The organism is Pseudomonas sp. GM80 (assembly GCF_000282515.1).
GTDB lineage: Bacteria > Pseudomonadota > Gammaproteobacteria > Pseudomonadales > Pseudomonadaceae > Aquipseudomonas.
Map to the genome: position 1 here is coordinate 1 of NZ_AKJD01000111.1, position 21,859 is coordinate 21,859.

The window sequence follows — 21,859 nt, forward strand, 5'->3', positions numbered from 1 at the left end:
CGGCGGGCTCGAGCCACTGGCCAAGCATTTCGGCGTTGATGTCGCGGCTCCGGCTCCGGCTCCGGCTCCGGCAGCCGCGCCGACTCCGGCGCCAGTACCCGTGCCACCACCAGCACCGGCCGCGCCGAAGTCGACGATCAGCCTGAGCAAGGTCACCCTCGATAAAACACGCAGCTCCATCAGCCTGGAGAAGACTGCTGCCGGTTTCGGCGAGATCAAGGTCAACCTGAACTGGAACAAGCGCAGCTCCGGCGGCTTCTTCAAGAGCAGCACCTCGATCGACCTGGACGTCGGTTGCCTGTACGAGTTGCAGGACGGTGAAAAGGGCGTGGTTCAAGCCCTCGGCAACTGCTTCGGCAGCCTGAATCACGCACCGTACATCCAGTTGATGGGCGACGATCGTACCGGCTCTGTTGCCGGTGGCGAGTGGCTGCACATCAATGGCACCAAGTGGGCGGAAGTGCGACGGATCCTGATCTTCGCCTTCATCTACGAAGGCGCGCCGAACTGGCGGGAGACAGATGGTGTCGTGACCATCCACATCCCGAACCAGCCGGACATCGAGGTACGTCTCAACGAAGAGGGCGGACGTGATGGCATGTGCGCCATTGCCATGCTCGAAAACGTCAACGGTGCCGTAAAGGTGTCCCGGCGTGTGGACTTCCACCGTGGTCATTCGGCGGTGGACAAAGCCTATGGATGGGGCATGAGCTGGCGTGCCGGCTCGAAATAGTGACTTCGGCGGGGCTTGGGGCCCCGCCTTTCAGAGGACCTCAAAATGTTTGCATGGCTTAAAGAAAACGCGGCAATAGCCCGGGACAAACTGACCAGCGAGGTCAGCAAGTTCAAAAACCAGAAGTTCATGGATGCCGTGACAGCCGCCTGTGCACTGGTCGCCTCGGCCGACGGTGAGATCTCCTCTGCCGAGAAAACCAAGATGGCCGGGTTCATCAGCAACTCGCCGGAACTGAAAGTGTTCAACATGGCCGACGTCATCAAGTCGTTCAATGGTCACTGCGAAAAGTTCGAGTTCGACTATCAGATCGGTCAGGCGGAAGCGCTGAAGACCATCGGCAAGATCAAGAACGATGCCGGTGCCGGTCGTCTGCTGGTGCGCGTCGCCTGCGCCATCGGTGCGTCGGATGGCAACTTCGACGACAAAGAAAAAGCGGCTTGCCGTCAGATTTGCCTTGAGCTGGGTTTGAGCCCGGCTGATTTCGAACTTTAAGGAGCTGGACCTTGGACAGTCACATTGGATTTCCCCCGCTGACGATGGCGGTGTTCGTCGGGATCGCGGTGGGCGCGCTGCTGCTCGACATGGTCACCCACCGTGGCGACAAACCCATTTCGCTGGCTAAAGCCTCGATCTGGTCGATTTTCTGGATTGCGATCTCGCTGGCGTTTGCAGGCTTCCTGTACTACGAGCACGGGCCTGAGGTCGCGAGCCTGTTCGTCACCGGTTATGCGCTTGAGAAAGTTCTCAGCGTCGACAACCTCTTTGTGTTCATGGCGATTTTCGCCTGGTTCAAAGTGCCGGATGGCATGCGCCACCGCGTTCTGTACTGGGGCATCATCGGTGCGATCGTGTTCCGCGGGATTTTCGTGGCGATCGGTACCGGCCTGCTGGCTTTCGGCCCATGGGTCGAAATCGTCTTCGCGGTGATCGTCGCCTGGACGGCCGTCATGATGTTGCGCAGCGGCGGTGATGACGAGGAAGAGGAAGACTATTCCAAGCACATGGCCTACCGCTTCGCACAAAAGCTTTTCCCGGTTTGGCCGAAGCTGTATGGCCACAACTTCTTCGTGTCGCGCAAGCAGCTCGAAGTGGAACTGAAAAAGCCTGAAAACCAGGGCATGTCGCTGGCAGCCAAGGGCACCATTTTTGCCACGCCGCTGTTCCTGTGCCTGGTGGTCGCGGAAGTTTCCGACGTGCTGTTCGCGTTCGACTCCGTACCGGCGGTGATCGCCGTGAGCCGTGAGCCGCTGATCGTTTACTCGGCCATGCTCTTCGCGATTCTGGGCCTGCGGACCATGTACTTCGTACTCGAAGCGCTGAAACGCTACCTCGTTCACCTGGAAAAATCGGTGATCGCGCTGTTGTTCTTCATTGCCGTCAAGCTGGGCTTGAATGCAACGGATCACATGTTCCACCACGGCTACACCATTGATGCGAACACCAGTTTGCTGATCGTAATGGTTGTATTGGCGATCGGTGTCGTTGCCAGTCTGATCTTCCCCGGAAAGGAAGAAGACGCACCGGTCGAAAACCAATAAGTAATCGTCTTTACCACAAGGAGTAATACCCATGGCACTGACTCTTCAAAAGGGTGCAAACCTGTCTCTGACCAAAACCGACCCGAGCCTGAGCAAGATTCTGGTAGGCCTGGGCTGGGACCCGCGTGCAACTGACGGCGCCGAGTTTGACCTGGACGCGAGCGCTCTTCTGCTGGGTGCTAACGGCAAGGTTCGCAGCGAAGCCGACTTCATTTTCTACAACCAGCTCAAGAGCCTGGACGGTTCGGTCGAGCACACTGGCGACAACCGCACAGGTGCAGGCGACGGCGACGACGAAGTGATCAAGGTCGACCTGAGCCGTATCCCGGCTGACGTGGACAAGGTTGTGTTCATCGTCACCATCCACGACGCCGAGTCGCGCAAACAGAGCTTTGGCCAGGTCGGTGGTTCTTTCATTCGCGTCGTCAACGACGTGACCAGCGCCGAAGTGGTTCGCTACGACCTGGCTGAAGACGCTTCGACCGAAACGGCGATGGTCTTCGCTGAACTGTACCGCAACAACGGCGAGTGGAAATTCCGCGCCGTGGGTCAGGGTTACGCCGGTGGCCTGCGCGCCCTGGCCAACAACTACGGCATGAACTTCTAAACAACCCCCAGCAAAAGGAATCTGAACATGGCTGTAAGTCTGTCCAAAGGTGGCAACGTCTCGCTGTCCAAAGAAGCTCCTGGCTTGACCGAAGTGATCGTCGGCCTGGGTTGGGATCCGCGTGTTACTGACGGCACCGAGTTCGATCTCGATGCGTCGATTTTCATCGTCGGTGAAAACGGCAAAGTGCTCGACGACAATAGCTTCATTTTCTACAACAACAAAACCTCCGCCGACGGTTCCGTCGAGCACATGGGCGACAACCGCTCGGGCGCTGGCGAAGGTGATGACGAGCAAGCTACCGTCAAACTCAACGGTCTGGCTGCTGCTGTGAAGAAGCTGGTGTTTGCGGTAACCATCCACGACGCCGACGCTCGCAAGCAAAGCTTCGGTCAGGTGTCGAACGCCTACATCCGTGTGGTCAACAAGGCTGACGGCAAGGAACTGGCTCGCTATGACCTGAGCGAAGACGCTTCCACCGAAACCGCGATGATCTTCGGTGAGCTGTATCGCAACGGTGAAGAGTTCAAGTTCAAGGCCATCGGCCAAGGTTTCGCCGGCGGCCTGAAGCCTCTGGCGGAAGCTCACGGTGTGAGCATCGGCTAACCCGAAAGGGTTGAGAAGGCCCCCTCGCGAGGGGGCTTTTTCTTGCCTGTCGTTCGTGCGGCGACAGGAAAAAAGGAAGTGCTCGGCCGGCGCCTGAACGGGTGCGGGCTTGAGCGAACACATTAAAAGGGATTTCGACTATGTCACGTTTGTCTCTCGGCTCAAGCCTCATGGGTTTGTGGCTGGCGCTGTGTGCTGCCCAGGTATCGGCAGCGAGTTTTGATTGTGCCAAAGCCGTCAGTTTCGCTGAGAAAGCGATCTGCGCGCAGGGTGCCCTGGGTGTGCTCGATGAGCAATTGAACGCCGAATATGTTCGTGCGCTGCAAAACGCCGCTAACCCCAATCAAGTACGTGAGGCGCAGCGACAGTGGTTGCGTCTGCGCGACAACTGCACCACCGGTCAGTGCCTGTCCGCTTCGATGTCGCAGCGGCTGAGTGAGCTGACTCAGCCTGTATCACCACCGGCAAAACCGGTTGCCGTTGCGACGAGCAAACCGCTCGAGCCTTCGACTGCGGTCAGTTCTCAAGCCAGTGCAATGCCTGCGCAACCTTCGGCCGTGGCCAGGCCGGCAGCGCCGGTGCGCAGTGCCGCCGATGATCACCAAGCGGTTCTGAACCTGAAAATCGCGCTGTTTGTCATGGCTGTTTTGCTGTTGATCTGCGTCTGGCTGCACCATCGCGGTTCGATGACGATCTACCAGGATTACACCGATGCGCTGTGGACCAGCCTCATGCCGATCCTCGGCATCGGCACCTATTTTGTTTGCAGTGCCTGGCTGGAAATCCCCAAGGGTTATTCAGCAATTGCCGCCGGGGTACTGGCGTCGATCATGGCCGTGCAGGTAATTGTGCAGACCTACCGCAGCAATGGTTTGTCGCTGTATTTCCTGCTCGCACTGTTCGCAAAAATTGCCTTGCTGACCTTCTACTGCCTGATGATGCTGCTGTTGTTTGCCAGCAACGCCAGCAACAAACGCGATGCCCGGCGCAAGCGTGGTTGGGCGGTGGCGGTGACCACGGCGTTCGTCTTCCTCTCGGGCTGGATGTGCAGGCATCGACAGTTCTCCTCGATCGACGACTACATCGCCGGCAGGACCTGAACGGGTTGCGTTACTGACTTCAGCCAACATTCATGCAAGGAGCGGTCATGGGATTTCGGTTCAGCAAGCGGATCACGTTGGTGCCGGGTGTGCGCCTGAATATCAGCGGCTCAGGTGTAAGCACGTCGATCGGTCCGCGCGGATTGAGCATGACCCTGGGGCGCAACGGCACCTTCCTCAATGCGGGGATTCCCGGAACGGGCCTGTCTTATCGTGAGCGCATCGACCGTCCTTCGCGAAAGCGTCCCGTTGCGACGGGGCATACCGGCCCGGTGAAGATCAAAGTCAGCGACGAGGGCACGCTGCTGATCACTGATATCGATGATCAGCCGCTGTCGGCCGCCATCGTCAAACGGGTGAAAAGCGAAATGGTGGACGACATTCAGCAGTTGCTGGAGAAAGCCGCGCAGACCATCAATCGTGATCTTGACGATTGCCTTGGGGTGCATTTGCTGACCCCGCGCCCAGGATCGCTGCCGGCGATTCCCGCGCCTTTTGCGATTGAGCCTCCGACGATGCCTGTGCAACTGACGCCAGGCCTTGTCGATCGGATGCTGCTGCGCGCGGCAAAGATCGTTCGGCAGGCCGAAGCGCAATTGGCCGCCTACGGCCAGCAGCTCGCCGAATGGCAGGCGACTCGCGACGCTCATGAGTTCGAGCGGGCCGAGATCGAGAAGGCGTTCCGTCTATCGGCCAAAGGTTTCAGTGCGCAGATGGAGAGAGCGCTCAACTACGTGCTGAGCGGTATTGCCTGGCCCAAGGAAACCCGGGTGACCTACGAGTTTTCCCAGGATGTGTGTGGGATTGCCCTGGATGTCGATTTACCCGATGAAGACGATGTACCCCGGCGCACCGCGCAAGCCACGGGCAACGGCAAACTTACCTTCAAAAAACGCACGGATGCTCAGGTACGTCGCGACTTTGTCGCACTGTGCTACGGCTCGTTGTTTCGCGTGGCGGGTGAGGTATTTGCGTTGTTGCCGGGTATCGGCAAGGTGTTGGTGTCGGGCTACATCCAGCGGGATGATGCAGCCAGCGGCAGGATCGCTGAGCACTACGTCATCTCGGCGCTGATTTCGCGAGATCAATGGAACGCGCTGAACTTCGATCGCTTGAGCGAGATTGATCCGATCGCGGCACTCGACGCGTGCGGGGCGCGGGTCAAACTGGATCGCTCGGCGCGGTTTGCGGAGATCACGCCGCTGCAAATGTCCGATCTGGACTGAAGAGACTCCCGCGCAAGCCTCAAGGCCTGCGCGGGCTGGCCATCAGCGAATAATGCCCTTGGCTTTGGCGTCCTTCAGCCAGATCGGAAACTCGGCCATCAACAGGTCGTAGAGCTGTTCTTCCGAGATGTCGTGCAAGTCATCCAGCGCGAAGAAACCGCAGTTGTCGACCACGCGCCCGGGCAGGGTGTCGAGCTTTTCCAGAATCCCGTAACCCTTGCCGCCGAGCCCGACAAATTGCCAGAAGATCGGCAGATTGGCGGCGTCGACCATCAGGCGGGTGATCTTGCGGCTTTCCGACACGCCACCGTCACTGATGAACAGGACATACATGGGCGTGCCGTCATCGCTCAGATGAAACTGCTCCAGCACTTTTTCGATGACCTTGGGTTCATCGTTGATCCGGCTGCCCAGTTCCCAGTTTCTCCAGCCACGGCTGTCGCTGTCGATGAAGCCCTTGTGGTTGCTCAGCGTCACGGGTGAGAGGCGCAAAGGCTTGGCGCCGAACGCCCAGCAATCGAGCTCGCCGTCCTCATCGAACGACACTGCCAGCGGCAGCAGCCTGTCGACGACTTCCTGTACCCGGCCTTTGGCGTATTGATGGTTCATCGAGCCTGATGCATCGAGCACCAGCACCACGCGCGCCTTGGTCTGCGTGAGGTTGGCTTTTTCCAGACTGATCTGGGCTTTTTTGGCCAGGCTGACCAAGTGCGGTGCGGCAGCGGCAATCTTTTTCTCGAGGGAAACCTTTGCCGGCGCTGGGGCCGGGGCCGGTGCCGGCGCAGGGCTTTCAGCCACTTCTCCGCCGAAGTGATTGACCAGTGCATCGAGGCCCTGTGCGTAACCTTGCAGGTTCGAGAGCAGGCGCCATTCGCCGTTCTTGCGATAGAGTTCGGCGACCATGATCGCTTTTTCGGCGCTGAAGGTCGCGCCGGAAAACGCGCACTGGGCAACCGTCTGACCGGCCGGGTTGGACACGCTGAACTGACTGGCACCGATGGCGCTCATCGCACCGGCGCCATCAATGGAGGCGGTGAACACCAGGCGATCAATGGTGGCCGGCAACTGCGCGAGATTGATCTGAAACCGCCCCTGATCTTCAATCTTGACGCCGGCGCACGGCGTGCTCGGTTGATTGAAAAACACCATGTAGCGATCGTCGGACAGCTTGCCCTGCGCGTCGACGCCGAAGCAGACAAAATCAATGACGTCGCTGGACTGAATCTGCACCGCGAGGGTGAGCGACTGACCCTGGAGAATGTTGGACAGTGGCAGGCGTTGTCCCTGAGTAATCTGCATCTTGCTTCCTTGTTTGATGATGGGTTGCCTCGGCACTTGCCGGGGAGGGCGCCGATCGCCGGCGTATTATCACCCCAAATCCGGTTGAAAGCTTTGCCCTCAGCGCTGCACTGACACCAGCAGTATCATCGGCCGTTCGCGCTCTTCTGCCAGCGCCGGTTGCGCAGCCACTTCGGCGTCGCTTGGGCCCCATTCGTTGACGTGACGAATGTTGAACCCCGCAGCAATCAGCCCATTGAGCAGCGTGCCCATCGTGCGATGCTGCTTGATCACACCTTCGGCCAGCCAGTTCGTCACGCGCTCGCCTTCCTTCTGATAACCGTCCAGCGGCCAGCGCTTGTTACCCTCGCTGTCCATCAACCAACCCGGATTGCGCGGCGCCATGAAGATCGGGTGTTCGATGGAAAAGACAAGGTGCGCGCCCGGTTTCAGCGCCGCGTACAGCTGTGCAAACAGCCCTGGCAGATCCTTGATGTAATGCAGCGCCAACGAGCTGTAGGCCAGGTCGAAATGGCAAGCGGGCAGGTCGAGCTGTTCAAGGTCGGCACGCTCGTAGCGGATGTTCGCTGCAGTAGTGGTATTGCGTGCCCGTTCCAGCATCTTCTCCGAGACATCCAGGCCCAAGACGTCGGTGGCGCCATTCTCGCTGGCCCAGCGGCTGAACCAGCCATAACCGCAACCCAGATCGACCACGTGCAAACCGTGCATGGACGGTAACAGCGCCTTTAGCGCCGGCCACTCCGGCGCCGCGTCAAGGCCTCCGATCGAGCGGTTCATTTGGCTGTAGCCCTGGAAGAATGCTGGATCGTCGTAAATGTTTTGCGTCATGGTGAAATGCTCTTTTGATTTCGGTCGTCAGCGGCGCAGTGGCCGCGATTGGAATCCCTCGAAAGTGAAGGCGCGTATTCGTCGATGGCCGCGCAGGGGGAGGGTAGTGGTTGATGGGGAAATGCTAGTTGGTTGGGCGGGAGGTGAAAACCGGTGGAGTGTTATGGATCTGTAATGTCGGGAAAATCGCTATGGTTTATCGCCGTGTAAACGTATTCCTGGCGAAGTGTTTAAAGGCGTGCAGTGTTACGTCCTGCCGTGTGCTCCGGATTTTCTGTACCGAGCGCCACATGTAGATCATTCCCTTGAACAGACTCCACTTGTTGTCATTAGAGAACCCGAAGCGTAGAGGGGACTGGCGAATCTGCAATCAACGGAGTGTTTCTGAAAGGTTCCGTACTGCCCAAATGGCAAACATCAAATCCCAGACACAAAAAAACCGGCCATCAAGGCCGGTTTTTTCTGTTCCTGCATCCCCCGTCAAAAAACACAACGTGAGACAAAATCTGAGTGGAGCGGGTAGAGGGAATCGAACCCTCGTCGGAAGCTTGGGAAGCTACTGTTCTACCATTAAACTATACCCGCTCAGAGCGGCTGACTTTGTACCAGACTCGGCCAAGGATTTGAAGTTTTCTTTTGCAAAAGAGTGCTTTGAATCGTTGAAAACGGTCAGTCGCGGGCGAGTGCTGCGGGTAATGATCGAAAAGCTCAACCCCACAGACTCGCTCGCGAAGACACTCTTTCAAATGGCCAATGCATGTTGATCCTGAACAAACGAGTAACGCGTTCGGCTGGTCTGCTGCGCCGGTTTCAGGAACCCGAGCAAGGCATTCTGGCTATCGCGGCACGCGGCCTTGTGCTCCATGTCGAGAAAGTGCCCCGTCGCTTGCAGGGTGGTGAACGTGCTCTGCGCCACATGGTTGCCGAACAGCCGTGCATCGTCGGCGGCGGTGTACTCGTCCCATTCGCCGTTTAGAAAAAGCACCGGCACGTTGATCTTCTTCGCCGCATTCAAATAGCACTGACGATCGCTGTGCAGTACGTCGCTGATGTGGAAATGCATCTGCCCGTATTCGTGCTCGGCCAGGCTGCTGACGTGACGATAGTTGAAGCGCTTGAACAGTGACGGCAGGTGTTTGCCGATGGTGTTGTTGACCAAGTGGCCGACGCGGTCGCCGTCGCGCTGGCCGAGGTAGTCGACGCCGCGTTCGAGGTAATCGAGCATGTGGGCGTTGATCACCGGCGAGAACGAGCTGATCACGGCCCGTTCGATGCGCCGTGGCTGGTGGGCGAGGGCGACCAGCGTCGCGGCACCGCCCCAGGAAAACGACAGCACGTGCTCGGCAGCGAAGTGGTCGATCAGCTCCAGCAGAATCTGCCCTTCGACGTCCTTGGTCAGGTGTTTCTCGTGGCGGTTGTGCGCTTTTGATCGGCCCGCGTAAGGCTGGTCATAGCAAACCACGTTGAATTGCGGGTGCAGGTTTTTCACAGTCTGTGCAAACGACGCAGTCGTGGCCATCGAGCCGTTGACCAGGATGATGGTCTTTTCTGCGGCGTCTGCGCGATAGAACTCCGTGTAAACCCGATACTGACCCTGTATATCCAGCACAGCGATTTCTGGCCTCATGTCATAAGACTCCTGGCAAGCAAGCGGGTATGCGCGCAAATAGAGATTGCACGAGCTTTGTGACAGGTAGGCATACGCCTGGAATTTGCTTGGCCCATGTCGATCCGTTACGGCAGGTCGACGGGTATTGTTATTGGCGGGCAGTCTGCCGGCTGAGGCGGAGCCTTGAAGGCTCTCTACCGGCAAAAAGTTTCTTAGAGGTATGTTGTGACTCATCGGTCACAATCTGGCCGACGTCCTGATTCAAGCAGGGGAGTCGGGATCGCGCAAGTGCCGCTGGTAAATTGTTCGACAACTTCTGCTGAGCGGTCGCCGGCTTAGAACAAATGGATCTCTTCGGTGCGCAAAGCGCGGTACTCGCCCGGTTTTAGCGCGTTATCGAGCAACAGCGGGCCCATCGATTCGCGGTGCAGGCGCAGCACTTTGTTGTTGAAGTAACCAAACATGCGCTTCACCTGATGGTAACGACCTTCGACGATGCTCAACCGCGCCGAGCGGGGGCCTATCAGCTCCAGCTGCGCCGGTTGCGTGGTCAAATCCTCGAACGCGAAGTAGATCCCTTCCGCAAAGGTAATCGCATATTGCGCGCCAATTTCCTGCTCGGTCTCGACGTAATAGACCTTCGGCAATTTGGTCTGCGGCTGGGTCAGGCGTCGCGACCACGCGCCATCGTTGGTGATCAGCATCAGGCCCGTCGTGTTGAAGTCCAGGCGCCCGGCGATGTGCAAGTCGTCCTTGTCCGGTTCATCGATCAGGTCGAGCACGGTTGGATGCTGCGGATCGCGGGTGGCGCTGACGCAGCCCGGTGGCTTGTGCAGCATGAAGTAGCGCGCGGGTTTGCCGGCTTGCAGGACTTCGTTATCGACTTCGACGCGGCTGAATTCCAGCACTTCGCCGTGCGGATCGCTGACGACTTTTCCGTCAATCCGCACGCGCTTTTCCACCAGCAACAAGCGAACCTGCTGACGGTTGTAGCGGGGCAGGTTGCTGAGGAAACGGTCGACGCGCATGTTCAGGGTTCAGTGATAGAAGGGGCGCGCATCTTACGGGATCAAGCGCTTCGCCGCTTGCAGTTGCGCCTCGACCTGCGCGCAACGCGGGCACAGGCAGGATTGGTTGCGTAATTCTGGCGGCAGGGCTTCGAGTACGGCGGGGTCGATAGTCACACCATAGCACCAGCATTCGCGGTCAGCGGTGCGCGGATCGGCCAGGCTGCAGTCGTTACGGGCGCCGCAGGCCGGGCAATGGTCAGGTTTAATGTCGGAATCAGGCATAAGTCGAGTAAGGCATTTCCACGCAGTTGCGGTTGCGGCCGGTTTGGCTGGCTCGGTACATCGCATGATCGGCCCGCGACAGCAGCCTGCGCAAGGTGTCATCGAACGAGGCGGCAGCCCGATGGCCAGTAATGACTGCCATATCTGCAGCGCGGAGCGCCGCTGATCTGATGCCTGTCGGGACTGGGCACTTGATCAATCCGCCTCAGTCAAATGTGTGTCGGCTGCTCTGTTCCGTTGCGGCCGTGGGTCTTTCAGGAGGCCGCCATGCGTATTCAGAAGATGTTGCTCGGTGCCGTTCTGGTGTTCGGCTTATCCGGTTGTTACTACTACGCCGGTCCCTACGATGCTTACCCTGCTACCTACTATTCTCCCGGCTATTACTCGCCTTATTACTACGGTGGTTATTACGGCCCGCGCTACTACGGCGGCGCCCGCTATTACTACGGCGGTTACGGTTATCGCGGCGGTTACGGACGGGGTTATCACGGCGGCGGATATCATGGAGGGCACCATTAATCAGTGCCTGAATGACGGCGTTTGACGTATGAACAAGGCTTCATAAATCACTTGTTTCAACTTGTTGCAGGAACGCACCAGATTCGGAAAACGCTGTCAGATCTTTCGTCAGTCCCAGAATAAATGACTGACGCCTGCCAGCGTCGCTGGTGTGGCTGACTCGCGGTCCAAGGAGGCCGCCATGTATAGACGAATCCTACTGCTTGCTGCGTTGATGTTTTCCGTTGCCGGTTGCGTCCCTTACTCTTACGCGGACTCGTATTACAGTTCCGAGGTCTACACCTCACCCGCACCGGCTTACTACAACACGGGCGGCAATTATTACGGCGGTGGCGGCACGTATTACGCGCAACCACGCTACTACCAGCCAGCACCGCGGTACTACCAGCAACCGCGTTATTACCAATCGGCGCCGCGTTACTATCAACCGGCCCCGCGTCATTACGAAAGCCGTCGCTGGCACGGCAATGACCGCGGGCGTTGGGATGGCCACCGTCGCGGTGGTTGGGATAACGATCATCGCGGTCGCGGCAATTACGACCGTCACAGTGGACGTGGTGATCACAACGGACGTGGCAACCGCTGGTAACAAACCGCAAATGAAAAGCGGCGCATTGAGCGCCGCTTTTTTTGTGCCCGGATTTTAATACTGCGTCAGATCCGCCAACGGATGCCGCCCCTCCCAGGCCTTGTGAAAGTGCGCCTCAACCACCGCATCCGGCACATTGCTGATATCCGGCCAATGCCAGTGCGGCTTCTGATCCTTGTCGATCAAACGCGCGCGAACCCCTTCGCTGAACTCCGGATGCCGGCAACAATTGAGGCTCAGGGTGTATTCCATCTGAAAGACTTCGGCCAGCGACATGTGTCGAGCACGAATAATTTGCTCCCAGACCAGATGCGCCGTCAGCGGCGAGCCTTCGCTCATGGTCTTCGCTGCCCGAGCGATCAGCGGGTCGCTGCTGTCGCGTTGCAGGCTGATGGCTTTCCAGGCGCAGGCCACGTCGCTGACGTCGAGCAGTTCGTCGATCTGCTGACGACGCGGCAGCCACTGCGCTTCGGGCATGTGCGCCACGGCTTCCTGTTGCAGCGCTTTGAGCAGACTGTTGAGCTGCCGATCGATCTGTTCCTGCCAATTCAGCTGCAACAGACCTTCGATCAGCTCCGGCTGCTGTTCGTCGAGCAGGAAGCGGTCGGCCAGATCCAGATCGATCGCATCACGGCCATTCATGTGCGCGCCGGTCAGTCCCAGAAACAAGCCGAGCTTGCCCGGCAGTCGCGCAAGAAACCAACTGGCGCCGACGTCGGGATACAGACCAATAGTGATTTCCGGCATCGCTAAACGACTGCTCGGCGTGACGATCCGCGTGCTCGCGCCTTGCAACAGGCCCATGCCGCCGCCGAGCACATAGCCATGACCCCAGCAGATCAGCGGTTTTGGATACGTGTGCAGGCTGTAATCCAGACGATATTCGGCGCTGAAAAACTGCGCGGCCAGCGGCGGGACTTCGCCGGGATGAGCGCGGCAGGCTTCGACCAGGCTGCGCACTTCGCCACCGGCGCAGAACGCCTTGGCACCATTGCCGCGTAACAGTACGCAGACGATTTGGTCATCCTTGGCCCAGGCGTCCAGTTTGTCACTGAGGGCGTTGATCATTGGCAGGGACAGCGCGTTCAGCGATTTTTCAGCATCCAGGCTGGCGATACCGATGCGGGCGCCGTCGGTGCCGGTGAGTTCTTCGAAGTGCAGATTCATCGTGACCTCGATCGGGAATTTGAACGATCAGTATGATCGCTGTGGGGGAAAGTGCCGGATCTGCGTCAGATCAATTGACAAGCGTGGCCGGCTTTCCTAGGGTTCGCCCCATTGTTTTTGCCGGGTATGACCATGACTGCTGACGACCGTATCAAACTCGAACCGAGCTGGAAGGAGGCACTGCGTGCTGAATTCGACCAGCCTTACATGGCAGAGTTGCGCAATTTTCTGCAGCAGGAGCGGGCGGCCGGCAAGGAAATCTATCCGCCGGGGCCAATGATTTTCAATGCGCTGAATTCGACGCCACTGGATAAAGTGAAAGTGGTGATCCTCGGCCAGGACCCGTATCACGGCCCGGGTCAGGCCCATGGCTTGTGCTTCTCGGTGCAACCGGGCGTGCCGGCACCGCCATCGCTGGTCAACATCTATAAAGAGTTGAAACGCGACCTGAACATCGACATTCCTAATCACGGCTACCTGCAGAGCTGGGCCGATCAGGGGGTGTTGATGATCAACACGACGATGACCGTCGAGCGCGCCAACGCCAATGCGCACAAGGACAAGGGCTGGCAGTTTTTCACTGATCGGATCATTGAGTTGGTCAGCGAGCGTCAGCCGCATCTGGTGTTCATGCTCTGGGGCGCGCATGCGCAGAGCAAGCAGAAGCTGATCGATGCGACCAAGCATCTGGTGCTGACGTCGGTGCATCCGTCGCCGTTATCGGCGTATCGCGGGTTTTTGGGTTGCGGGCACTTTAGCCGCACCAACAAGTTTCTCGAGCAGAATGGAGAGACGCCGATCGAGTGGCGCCTTCCGCCCATCTGATGGGGATCTGAAGGGCCCCATCGCTGGCAAGCCAGCTCCCACAGGTACTTGTGGGTGCCACAGTTTTTGTGCACAACCCAAAACCCTGTGGGAGCTGGCTTGCCAGCGATGGGGCAACTCGGTCTTACTCCGGACTACGATTCCAGTACTTGAACAACGGCTCCGCCAAAAACAGCACAAACAACAACCGCATCACCTGCATCGCCGTCACCAGCGGCACCGACAATTGCAATGTTTCCGCCGTCAGACTCATCTCGGCAATCCCGCCCGGCATCATGCCCAGCGTCAGCGAACGCAGATCCAGATGGGTCAACGCACTCAACCCCAACGCCGCCAGTGTGGCGATCAACATGGTCAGCGCCGTGCCAATCAACGTCCGCCCCATGAATGAAGGCGCACGCCGAAAGAACTGCCGGTTGAAGTGACAACCCAAGCCGCTGCCAATCAACCACTGGCCAATCTGGCTGCCACCATCCGGCAAACCAATGTGCAAATCCCAGGCAATGCTCACCGTCGCACTCACCAGCAACGGCCCGAACAACCACGGATTGGGTTGACGCAAACGCTGCCAAAGCCAAGCGAGCAAAGCGCCCGCCGGAAACAGAATCGCCAGCCAGCGCCAATCGACACTGCCCGCGTGGGAAATCGGATTGCCGTCGCCGAGCAGATACTTGAACGCCGCCGGCACGCACAGCACCACCACCAGAACACGCAAACTCTGCCCCGCCGCAACGTGGCTGAGCATCGCGCCATTACGCGCGCCAAGGTTGACCATCTCGCCAGAGCCGCCGGGCATGCTCGAAAAGAACGCCGTGGCGCGATCTTCACCGGTACGGCGCATCAACCACACGCCGACCACCGCCGAGACACTGGTGACCAGCGCGCCGAAGAAGATCAAACCGAAATGACTGAGCACCTGCTCCATCACCACCGGGGTGAAGTGCAGGCCGATGCCGATGCCTACGATCCACTGGCCGCACTTGCGGCCGCCAGGGATTTCCGTGAGTTGCCATGGGGTCAGGCAGCGCACGAGGATGATCGCCAGCAACGAGCCGACCATCCACGGCAGTGGCCAGCCGATCTGGCTGGCGAGGAAACCGCCGAGCAGACCGACCAGCGGGGTTCCCCACCAGGATTTCAGTGAAGCGCGATCAAACATCGGCGATGGCGCGACGCGCGACCGAACGTTTGCGCCAGATGCGGATCAGCGGGAAGGCCAGCATCAGCGCGGTCAGCACCCAGACACCGAAGGTGATCGGGCTCGACCAGAGGATTTCCAGCGCACCGTTGGAAATCGACAGCGCACGACGCAGGTTCTGCTCCATCAGACCGCCGAGGATGAAGCCCAGCAGTACCGGCGACAACGGGAAGTCGAGCTTGCGCAGGATGTAACCGAAGATGCCGATGCCGACCATCAGGAACAGGTCGAACGTAGTGGCGTGCACCGCATAAACGCCGATCCCGGTGATGATCGCGATCACCGGCACCAGTGCCCAGTTCGGCACGGCAAGGATGCGGGTGAAGATGCGGATCATCGGGATGTTGAGGATCACCAGCATGATGTTGGCGATGAACAACGAGGCGATCAGGCCCCAGACGATGTCCGGTTGTTGCTGGAACAGCAGCGGGCCCGGGGTGATGTTGTACAACGACAGGGCGCCGATCATTACCGCGGTGGTGCCCGAACCTGGCACACCTAGCGTCAGCATCGGCACCAGTGCGCCACAGGCCGAAGCACCGATGGCGGTTTCCGGCGCAGCGAGGCCACGGGCATCACCCTGACCGAATTTGCCGCTGGCACCGGCGATGCGTTTTTCGGTCATGTACGCCACGGCGCTGGCCAGCGTCGCGCCAGCACCCGGCAACACGCCCATGATGAAACCAAGCAGGCCGCAGCGAATGTTCACCACGAACACCGAAGACGCTTCCTTGAAGTTGAACATCATCCGCCCGGTCGCCTTCACTGCTTCCTGGCCGCGATGGGTTTTCTCCAGCAGCAACAGAATCTCGCTGATCGAAAACAGGCCCAGCACCAGCACGACGAATTGAATGCCGTCAGTCAGGTGAATGTTGTCGCCGGTAAAGCGATACACGCCGCTGTTGGCGTCGATGCCGACGCTCGACAGGAACAGGCCGATCAACGCCGCGATAAACGTCTTCAACGGTCGATCCCCGGCCATGCCGCCGAGACAGACAATCGCAAACACCATCAGCACGAAGTATTCCGCCGGGCCAAAGGCAATCGCCCATTTCGCCAGCAGCGGGGCGAACAGGACCATGCCGCAAGTGGCGATAAATGCGCCGATAAACGAACTCCACGCCGACAGCGACAGCGCTACACCGGCCAGGCCTTTGCGGGCCATCGGGTAGCCGTCGAGGGTGGTCATTACGGTGGACGCTTCGCCGGGAATGTTCAGCAGGATCGAGCTGATCCGGCCACCGTATTCGCAGCCCAGATACACCGCTGCCAACAGAATCAACGCCGACTCCGGTGGCAGGCCGAGCGCAAATGCGATCGGGATCAGCAGTGCCACGCCATTGATCGGGCCAAGGCCGGGAAGCAGGCCGACGACGGTGCCGATCAGCGTGCCGCACAGCGCGGTGACCAGGTTGTACGGGCTCAGCGCGACGCCGAAGCCTTGGCCCAAATAACCGAGGGTATCCATATCAGTTCTCCAGCACGTCGAGCAGGCCAAGGGGCAGCGGAACGTCCATCACACGGTCGAACAGCAGGTACAGACCGATGGCCATCAGCGTGGTGACTACGATGCTCGGCATCCAGCGACCGCCATACAGGCGCGCCATCGGGATGCCGATGAGGATGCTGCTGAGGATGAAACCCAGCGGTTCGAACAGACCGGCGAACACCAGCAGCAGCGCGACGCAGATAGCAATCTTGGTCAGGGTTTCGCGATCCAGTGGTGGCTCGTCATCGCTGTGTTTTATCGGCGCCGGGCGAAACACCATGTACAGCAGCGCCGCGCCCATCAGGCCGAGCATCAGCAGCGGGAAGGCGCGCGGGCCGACCGGTTCGTAGGAAAAAGCCGCTTGGTACGGCCACGCCATCAGTGCCAGGCCGACACAGACCAGCAACAGCACCGAGGCGAAAATGCGTTGAATAAGCATGGGAGCTCCTGGGCCGCGCTCCCGCAACCGGGAGCGCAGCCGCTAGACAGAGGCGATCACTGGATCAGGCCGAACTCTTTGGCCAGCACTTTGTAGTCAGCAACTTGCTTCTTCACGTAGGTGTCCAGTTCCGGGCCGGTCATGGCGAACGGGAACAGTTCACGCTGATCGCGCAGCTTGGCGAACTCGTCGGAGGCCAGCAGCTTGTCGAACGAGTCTTTCCACCAGGCGTAGTCTTCGTCGCTGACTTTTGGCCCCAGGTAGAAACCGCGAACCACCGGCCAGACGATGTCGTAGCCTTGCTCGCGAGCGGTCGGGATGTCTTTCATTTCCGGCTCGTCGAGACGCTTGTCGGCGAACACCGCGAGCAGGCGCATGTCGCCGCTCTGGATGTGCGGCATGGAGTCGGAGATGTCGGTACTGCCGACCTGGATGTGACCACCGAGCAGGGCGGTGGCGATTTCGCCGCCGCCTTCGAGGGCGACATACCGCAGGTCGCGCGGGTTGATCCCGGCAGCCTTGGCGATCAGCGCGGTTTGCATCCAGTCCTGGCTGCCAACGGTGCCGCCGGAACCAATGACCACCGAGCTTGGATCTTTCTTCAATGCCTGAACGAGATCGTCGAGAGTCTTGTAGGGCGAATCGCTTTTCACCGCGATGGCGCCGTAGCTGGTGCCGACAGCCGCCAGCCAGCGCACGTTGGTTTCATCGAAACGCCCGAACTTGCCTTGCGCCAGGTTCAGCAACGATCCGCTCGACCACGCGACCAGCGTGCCGGCATCGGCCGGACGCTGCGCGACCACCGCGTTGTAAGCCACTGCGCCGACACCGCCAGGCATGTAAGTCACGCGCATCGGTTTGCTCAGCAGTTTCTGGTTGACCAGTGCGCTCTGCACCAGTTTGCAGGTCAGGTCGAAACCACCACCCGGCGATGCCGGCGCAATGCATTCCGGACGTTTCGGTTCGGCCATCAACTGCCCCGCCACCAGCATCATGCCGGCCGCCAAAGCAACTTTACGCAGTGAAAAATTCATTGGTCTCTCCACAGTTTTTTGTTGTAAGGACTTTTGTGTAGGAGCTGCCGAAGGCTCGGGCCGCGATCGGACGATCTTTTGATCTTTTGATCTCCCGACCACAACACCAAGGCATTTCAATCAATTACCAAAGAGCAACGCTATAGCTCACCAGCAACCGCACTTCATCCGCATCGCGAGCCGAGTAATTGGAACGGTAAGTGGCATTCCTCAAACGCACGGCGACATCCTTCAAGGCGCCGCTTTGTACTACATATTTGATCTCGGTGTTGCGCTCCCACTCTTTGCCTTCCTCGCCGGTCTTGAGCTTGATGTTGTCACCGCTCAAGTAGCGGCTCATGAAGCTCAGGCCGGGGATGCCGAGTTTGGCGAAGTCGAAGTCGTAGCGTGCCTGCCAGGAGCGTTCTTCAGCGCCGGCGAAGTCGTTGATCTGCACGAAGTTGACCAGGTACGGGTCGCTGCCATCGACATACGGGAAAGCGCTGTCGCCAGACATGTGCTGATAACCGGCGCTGAACTTGTGACCGCTCAACGCGTAGCTGACCAGACCGTTGAGCGAGCGGTTGTCGATTTCGCCGCCACGGGCTGAGCCCTGATCATCACTGACGGCAAAGCGCAGATCAGTGGCGAACGTGCCCGGGCCCATCGGCCGCGAGGCAACCAGTCCAAAGAAGTGCTGGTTGTAGACTTCGTCGAGTTGCGCGAAGTGGTAACTGCCGGTGATCTTGTCGGTGAACTTGTAATCCACGCCGCCAAAATCGAAGTGCTTGCCGGCGGCGGTGCCAGCGAAACGGCTGTTCTTGTTATTGAGAGCGATGTCCTCGAAATCGGTGCTGTCGCGATCCTTGGCTTTCTCCAGTCGGCCACCGGTGAAGGTCAGGTTCTTGATCTCTTTGGAGGTCAGCAAACCGCCTTCAAAGGTTTGCGGCAGGATGCGCCCGTCGTTTGGCTTGAGGATCGGCAGTTCAGGAATCAGGCTGCCGATTTTAAGTTCTGTGGCGGAGATTTTTACTTTGCCGGTCAGACCGAGCTTGGAGTACTCGTCTGCCGCGCGTCCGTCATCGTGGGTCGGCAACAGGCCGGTGCCGGTGCGATCCGGGCTCGAATCGAGTTTGACCCCGAGCATGCCCAGCGCATCGACACCGAAGCCTACGGTGCCATCGGTGTAACCCGATTGCAGATTGAGCATGAAGCCCTGGGCCCATTCGTCACGCTTGGATTGCTGGGCGCTGGTGCCATCGCGAAAGTCGCGGTTGAAATACATGTTGCGGGTTTCGAAGGTGGCGCTGCTGTCTTCAATGAAGTCGGCAAAACTCAGCGGCGAAAAACCGGCAAGGGCGGCGGCACTGGCGAGGGCGGTGTGGCTGAAACGGGAAGGGCGAACAGGCGTGGATGCCTGCGGCTGCATGGACGGCATGCGGGTGTACTCCGTTTATTGTTCTTATTGGTCGAAAACGCTTCGTGGCGTTTTTCGTATCGCTGTGTGGCAGCAGCGACGGCAGCCGGGACTGTCCGTGGGCCGACTCTAACCGGCTAACCTTTCGCTAACCTTTCAGCTGACTTTCAATGTTTTCGGGCTTCACAGCGGCGGTTGCGGCTGTAAACTCCGCGACAAAGAGTGGCGCCGGCCACCCCTGAACGAGGTAAAAATCCATGCGTGTTCTGCTCGTCGAAGACCATCTGCAACTGGCCGAAAGTGTCGCCCAGGCGCTCAAGAGCACCGGTCTGACCGTGGACGTGTTGCACGATGGCGTGGCTGCTGACCTGGCATTGAGCAGCGAGGAATACGCCGTGGCGATCCTCGATGTCGGCCTGCCGCGCATGGACGGATTTGAAGTGCTGGCGCGTCTGCGTGCCCGTGGAAAAAATCTGCCGGTGCTGATGCTGACGGCGCGCAGTGATGTGAAAGACCGCGTGCACGGCCTCAATCTGGGGGCTGACGATTACCTCGCCAAACCGTTTGAACTGACTGAGCTGGAGGCGCGGGTCAAAGCCCTGCTGCGGCGCAGCGTGCTCGGCGGCGAACGTCAGCAGCGCTGTGGCGTGCTGGCCTACGATCTCGACACCCGACGTTTCACTCTTGGCGAAGATTTGCTGACCCTGACGTCCCGCGAGCAAGCGGTGCTCGAAGCGCTGATCGCCCGACCGGGGCGGGTGATGAGCAAGGAGCAACTGGCCGCGCAGGTGTTCGGCCTCGATGAGGAGGCCAGCCCGGACGCCATCGAAATCTATGTGCACCGGTTGCGCAAGAAACTCGACGGCCAGCCCGTCGCCATCGTGACCTTCCGTGGCCTCGGTTACCTGCTGGAAAGCCGCGATGCATAAGCCCAGCAGCCTGCGCTGGCGGTTGCTGTGGAACCTCGCGTTATTGCTGGTGGTGTTGATGCTCGCCAGTGGTTTGAGCGCTTACTGGAACGGGCGCGAAGCCGCCGACACGGCGTACGACCGCACCTTGCTGGCCTCGGCGCGGACCATTGCGGCCGGTTTGTCCCAGCGAGACGGCAGCCTCAGCGCCGATGTGCCTTACGTGGCCCTCGATACCTTCGCCTACGACAGCGCCGGGCGGATTTATTACCAGGTCAACGACATTCATCAAAAGCTGATTTCCGGCTACGAAAACCTCCCGGGCCCGCCGCCCGGCACCAAGCGCACGGACAGTTATCCGGCGCTGGCACGGTTCTACAACGCCACCTACAACGGCCAGAACGTGCGCGTGGTCAGCCTGCTGAAAGCGGTCACCGAGCCCAACATGAATGGCATGGCGGAAATTCGCGTCGCCGAAACCGATGAAGCACGCGTGAGCATGGCGCGCAGTCTGGCAGCCGACACGTTGCTGCGTCTGGGCATGTTGGCGATCGGCGCGTTGCTATTGGTCTGGTTCGCTGTCAGTGCGGCGCTGCGACCGCTTGAGCGTTTGCGCACCGCTGTGGAAGAACGTCAGCCCGACGACTTGCGCCCGCTACCGTTGGTGGAAGTGCAGCATGAATTGTGGCCCTTGGTGCGCGCACTCAACCATTTCACCGAGCGCCTGCGTGGCCAGTTCGAGCGACAGGCGCAGTTCATTGCCGACGCGGCGCATGAATTGCGCACGCCATTGGCGGCATTGAAGGCGCGGCTGGAGTTGGGCCTGCGTTCGAATGAACCGGAAACCTGGCGCACGACGTTGGAATCCTCGGCGCAAAGCACCGATCGCCTGACTCATTTGGCCAATCAATTGCTGTCGCTGGCGCGCGTAGAAAACGGTGCGCGGGCGATAGCGGAGGGCGGGGCGCAGTTGCTTGATCTGAGCCAGTTGGCGCGGGAACTGGGCATGGCCATGGCACCCTTGGCGCACAAGCGCGGGGTGGCACTGGCATTGGAGGCGGATGAGCCGGTGTGGCTGCGCGGTGAACCGACGTTGCTCAATGAACTGCTGAGCAATCTGGTGGATAACGCCTTGGCGCACACGCCACCGGGCGGCAACGTGATTTTGCGCGTGACGGCGCCGGCGGTGCTTGAGGTGGAAGACGACGGGCCGGGGATTCCTCTGGAGGAGCGCGATCGGGTGTTTGAGCGATTCTATCGGCGTAATCAGCAGGTGGCCGGATCAGGGCTTGGGCTGGCGATTGTGGGAGAGATCTGCCGGGCGCATCTGGCGCAGATCAGTCTGCATGATGGCGAGGAGGCGGGGTTGAAGGTGCGGGTCAGCTTTGTTGCCGGGTGATCGGCAAGTTGGCTTTTGTGGCGAGGGGATTTATCCCCGATCGGCTGCGCAGCAG

At 59.6% G+C, this 21,859-nt stretch carries 23 protein-coding genes and 1 tRNA gene; 12 read left to right on the top strand and 12 right to left on the bottom strand.

Annotation, left to right across the window (positions count from 1 at the left end; translation table 11 throughout):
* From PMI37_RS18255 to PMI37_RS18285, 7 genes are all read left to right on the top strand, one after another.
* A partial coding sequence (locus tag PMI37_RS18255) for a TerD family protein (RefSeq protein ID WP_008083527.1) occupies positions 1-733 on the top strand: 733 nt, incomplete at its 5' end.
* 45 nt (positions 734-778) lie between these two features.
* A complete protein-coding gene (locus PMI37_RS18260) occupies positions 779-1,228 on the top strand; it encodes a tellurite resistance TerB family protein (protein WP_008083529.1) in 450 nt (149 codons plus the stop codon).
* 44 nt (positions 1,229-1,272) lie between these two features.
* Entirely contained in the window at positions 1,273-2,274 is a 1,002-nt protein-coding gene (locus PMI37_RS18265) for a TerC/Alx family metal homeostasis membrane protein (RefSeq protein WP_052635297.1), read from the top strand.
* Between the two features lie 31 nt (positions 2,275-2,305).
* Positions 2,306-2,881, top strand: coding sequence for a TerD family protein (locus PMI37_RS18270; protein WP_008083532.1), 576 nt, complete (start codon positions 2,306-2,308; stop codon positions 2,879-2,881).
* Between the two features lie 27 nt (positions 2,882-2,908).
* Positions 2,909-3,487 carry a TerD family protein gene (locus PMI37_RS18275; RefSeq protein ID WP_008083534.1) on the top strand — a complete coding sequence of 193 codons (579 nt, stop codon included), beginning with the start codon at positions 2,909-2,911 and terminating at the stop codon, positions 3,485-3,487.
* A gap of 140 nt (positions 3,488-3,627) precedes the next feature.
* Positions 3,628-4,587 carry a lysozyme inhibitor LprI family protein gene (locus tag PMI37_RS18280; protein ID WP_008083536.1) on the top strand — a complete coding sequence of 320 codons (960 nt, stop codon included), beginning with the start codon at positions 3,628-3,630 and terminating at the stop codon, positions 4,585-4,587.
* 47 nt (positions 4,588-4,634) lie between these two features.
* Entirely contained in the window at positions 4,635-5,813 is a 1,179-nt protein-coding gene (locus PMI37_RS18285; protein WP_008083538.1) for a DUF4236 domain-containing protein, read from the top strand.
* Between the two features lie 42 nt (positions 5,814-5,855).
* On the opposite strand, the gene PMI37_RS18290 is transcribed toward PMI37_RS18285, so the two are convergent.
* The 6 genes from PMI37_RS18290 to PMI37_RS18315 all read right to left on the bottom strand — a co-directional run bounded on the left by PMI37_RS18290 (position 5,856) and on the right by PMI37_RS18315 (position 10,841).
* Complete coding sequence (locus PMI37_RS18290) at positions 5,856-7,112, bottom strand: VWA domain-containing protein (protein WP_008083540.1); 1,257 nt, start codon at positions 7,110-7,112, stop codon at positions 5,856-5,858.
* A 99-nt stretch (positions 7,113-7,211) separates the two neighbouring features.
* Positions 7,212-7,940 (bottom strand): class I SAM-dependent methyltransferase, encoded by a 729-nt coding sequence (locus tag PMI37_RS18295; protein WP_008083541.1) that lies wholly within the window; start codon positions 7,938-7,940, stop codon positions 7,212-7,214.
* Positions 7,941-8,451: 511 nt separating this feature from the next.
* Positions 8,452-8,525: transfer RNA gene (locus PMI37_RS18300), tRNA-Gly, on the bottom strand.
* A gap of 157 nt (positions 8,526-8,682) precedes the next feature.
* Entirely contained in the window at positions 8,683-9,567 is an 885-nt protein-coding gene (locus tag PMI37_RS18305; RefSeq protein ID WP_008083543.1) for an alpha/beta fold hydrolase, read from the bottom strand.
* A 317-nt stretch (positions 9,568-9,884) separates the two neighbouring features.
* Positions 9,885-10,577, bottom strand: a complete 693-nt coding sequence (locus PMI37_RS18310; RefSeq protein WP_008083545.1) for a pseudouridine synthase — start codon at positions 10,575-10,577, stop codon at positions 9,885-9,887.
* 33 nt (positions 10,578-10,610) lie between these two features.
* The gene (locus tag PMI37_RS18315) at positions 10,611-10,841 is read right to left on the bottom strand and encodes a cysteine-rich CWC family protein (RefSeq protein WP_008083547.1); all 231 of its coding nucleotides are present in this window, start codon (positions 10,839-10,841) and stop codon (positions 10,611-10,613) included.
* A 267-nt stretch (positions 10,842-11,108) separates the two neighbouring features.
* Here PMI37_RS18315 and PMI37_RS18320 point away from each other — a divergent pair, with 267 nt between their 5' ends.
* Both PMI37_RS18320 and PMI37_RS18325 read left to right on the top strand, forming a co-directional pair.
* A complete protein-coding gene (locus tag PMI37_RS18320) occupies positions 11,109-11,360 on the top strand; it encodes a hypothetical protein (RefSeq protein ID WP_008083549.1) in 252 nt (83 codons plus the stop codon).
* A 181-nt stretch (positions 11,361-11,541) separates the two neighbouring features.
* Entirely contained in the window at positions 11,542-11,949 is a 408-nt protein-coding gene (locus PMI37_RS18325; RefSeq protein ID WP_008083550.1) for a hypothetical protein, read from the top strand.
* Between the two features lie 54 nt (positions 11,950-12,003).
* Here PMI37_RS18325 and PMI37_RS18330 read toward each other — a convergent pair whose 3' ends face one another.
* Positions 12,004-13,116 (bottom strand): enoyl-CoA hydratase/isomerase family protein, encoded by a 1,113-nt coding sequence (locus tag PMI37_RS18330; protein WP_008083552.1) that lies wholly within the window; start codon positions 13,114-13,116, stop codon positions 12,004-12,006.
* Positions 13,117-13,248: 132 nt separating this feature from the next.
* On the opposite strand from PMI37_RS18330, the gene ung reads away from it, so the two are divergent.
* Positions 13,249-13,941 (top strand): uracil-DNA glycosylase, encoded by a 693-nt coding sequence (gene ung / locus PMI37_RS18335; RefSeq protein ID WP_008083553.1) that lies wholly within the window; start codon positions 13,249-13,251, stop codon positions 13,939-13,941.
* A gap of 124 nt (positions 13,942-14,065) precedes the next feature.
* Here ung and PMI37_RS18340 read toward each other — a convergent pair whose 3' ends face one another.
* The 5 genes from PMI37_RS18340 to PMI37_RS18360 all read right to left on the bottom strand — a co-directional run bounded on the left by PMI37_RS18340 (position 14,066) and on the right by PMI37_RS18360 (position 19,518).
* Entirely contained in the window at positions 14,066-15,100 is a 1,035-nt protein-coding gene (locus tag PMI37_RS18340) for an AbrB family transcriptional regulator (protein ID WP_008083555.1), read from the bottom strand.
* On the bottom strand, positions 15,093-16,607 hold the full coding sequence (locus PMI37_RS18345) for a tripartite tricarboxylate transporter permease (protein WP_008083559.1): 1,515 nt from the start codon (positions 16,605-16,607) through the stop codon (positions 15,093-15,095). Before PMI37_RS18345 ends, PMI37_RS18340 begins: the two co-directional genes overlap by 8 nt.
* Position 16,608: 1 nt before the next feature.
* Positions 16,609-17,067 (bottom strand): tripartite tricarboxylate transporter TctB family protein, encoded by a 459-nt coding sequence (locus PMI37_RS18350; protein ID WP_008083560.1) that lies wholly within the window; start codon positions 17,065-17,067, stop codon positions 16,609-16,611.
* A gap of 56 nt (positions 17,068-17,123) precedes the next feature.
* Positions 17,124-18,101 carry a Bug family tripartite tricarboxylate transporter substrate binding protein gene (locus PMI37_RS18355; RefSeq protein ID WP_008083562.1) on the bottom strand — a complete coding sequence of 326 codons (978 nt, stop codon included), beginning with the start codon at positions 18,099-18,101 and terminating at the stop codon, positions 17,124-17,126.
* A 124-nt stretch (positions 18,102-18,225) separates the two neighbouring features.
* The gene (locus PMI37_RS18360; protein ID WP_008083563.1) at positions 18,226-19,518 is read right to left on the bottom strand and encodes an OprD family porin; all 1,293 of its coding nucleotides are present in this window, start codon (positions 19,516-19,518) and stop codon (positions 18,226-18,228) included.
* A gap of 236 nt (positions 19,519-19,754) precedes the next feature.
* On the opposite strand from PMI37_RS18360, the gene PMI37_RS18365 reads away from it, so the two are divergent.
* Positions 19,755-20,426 (top strand): response regulator, encoded by a 672-nt coding sequence (locus tag PMI37_RS18365; protein WP_008083565.1) that lies wholly within the window; start codon positions 19,755-19,757, stop codon positions 20,424-20,426.
* Entirely contained in the window at positions 20,419-21,804 is a 1,386-nt protein-coding gene (locus PMI37_RS18370; protein WP_008083567.1) for a sensor histidine kinase, read from the top strand. The genes PMI37_RS18365 and PMI37_RS18370 overlap by 8 nt, the downstream gene beginning before the upstream one ends.
* Positions 21,805-21,859: the final 55 nt, after the last annotated feature.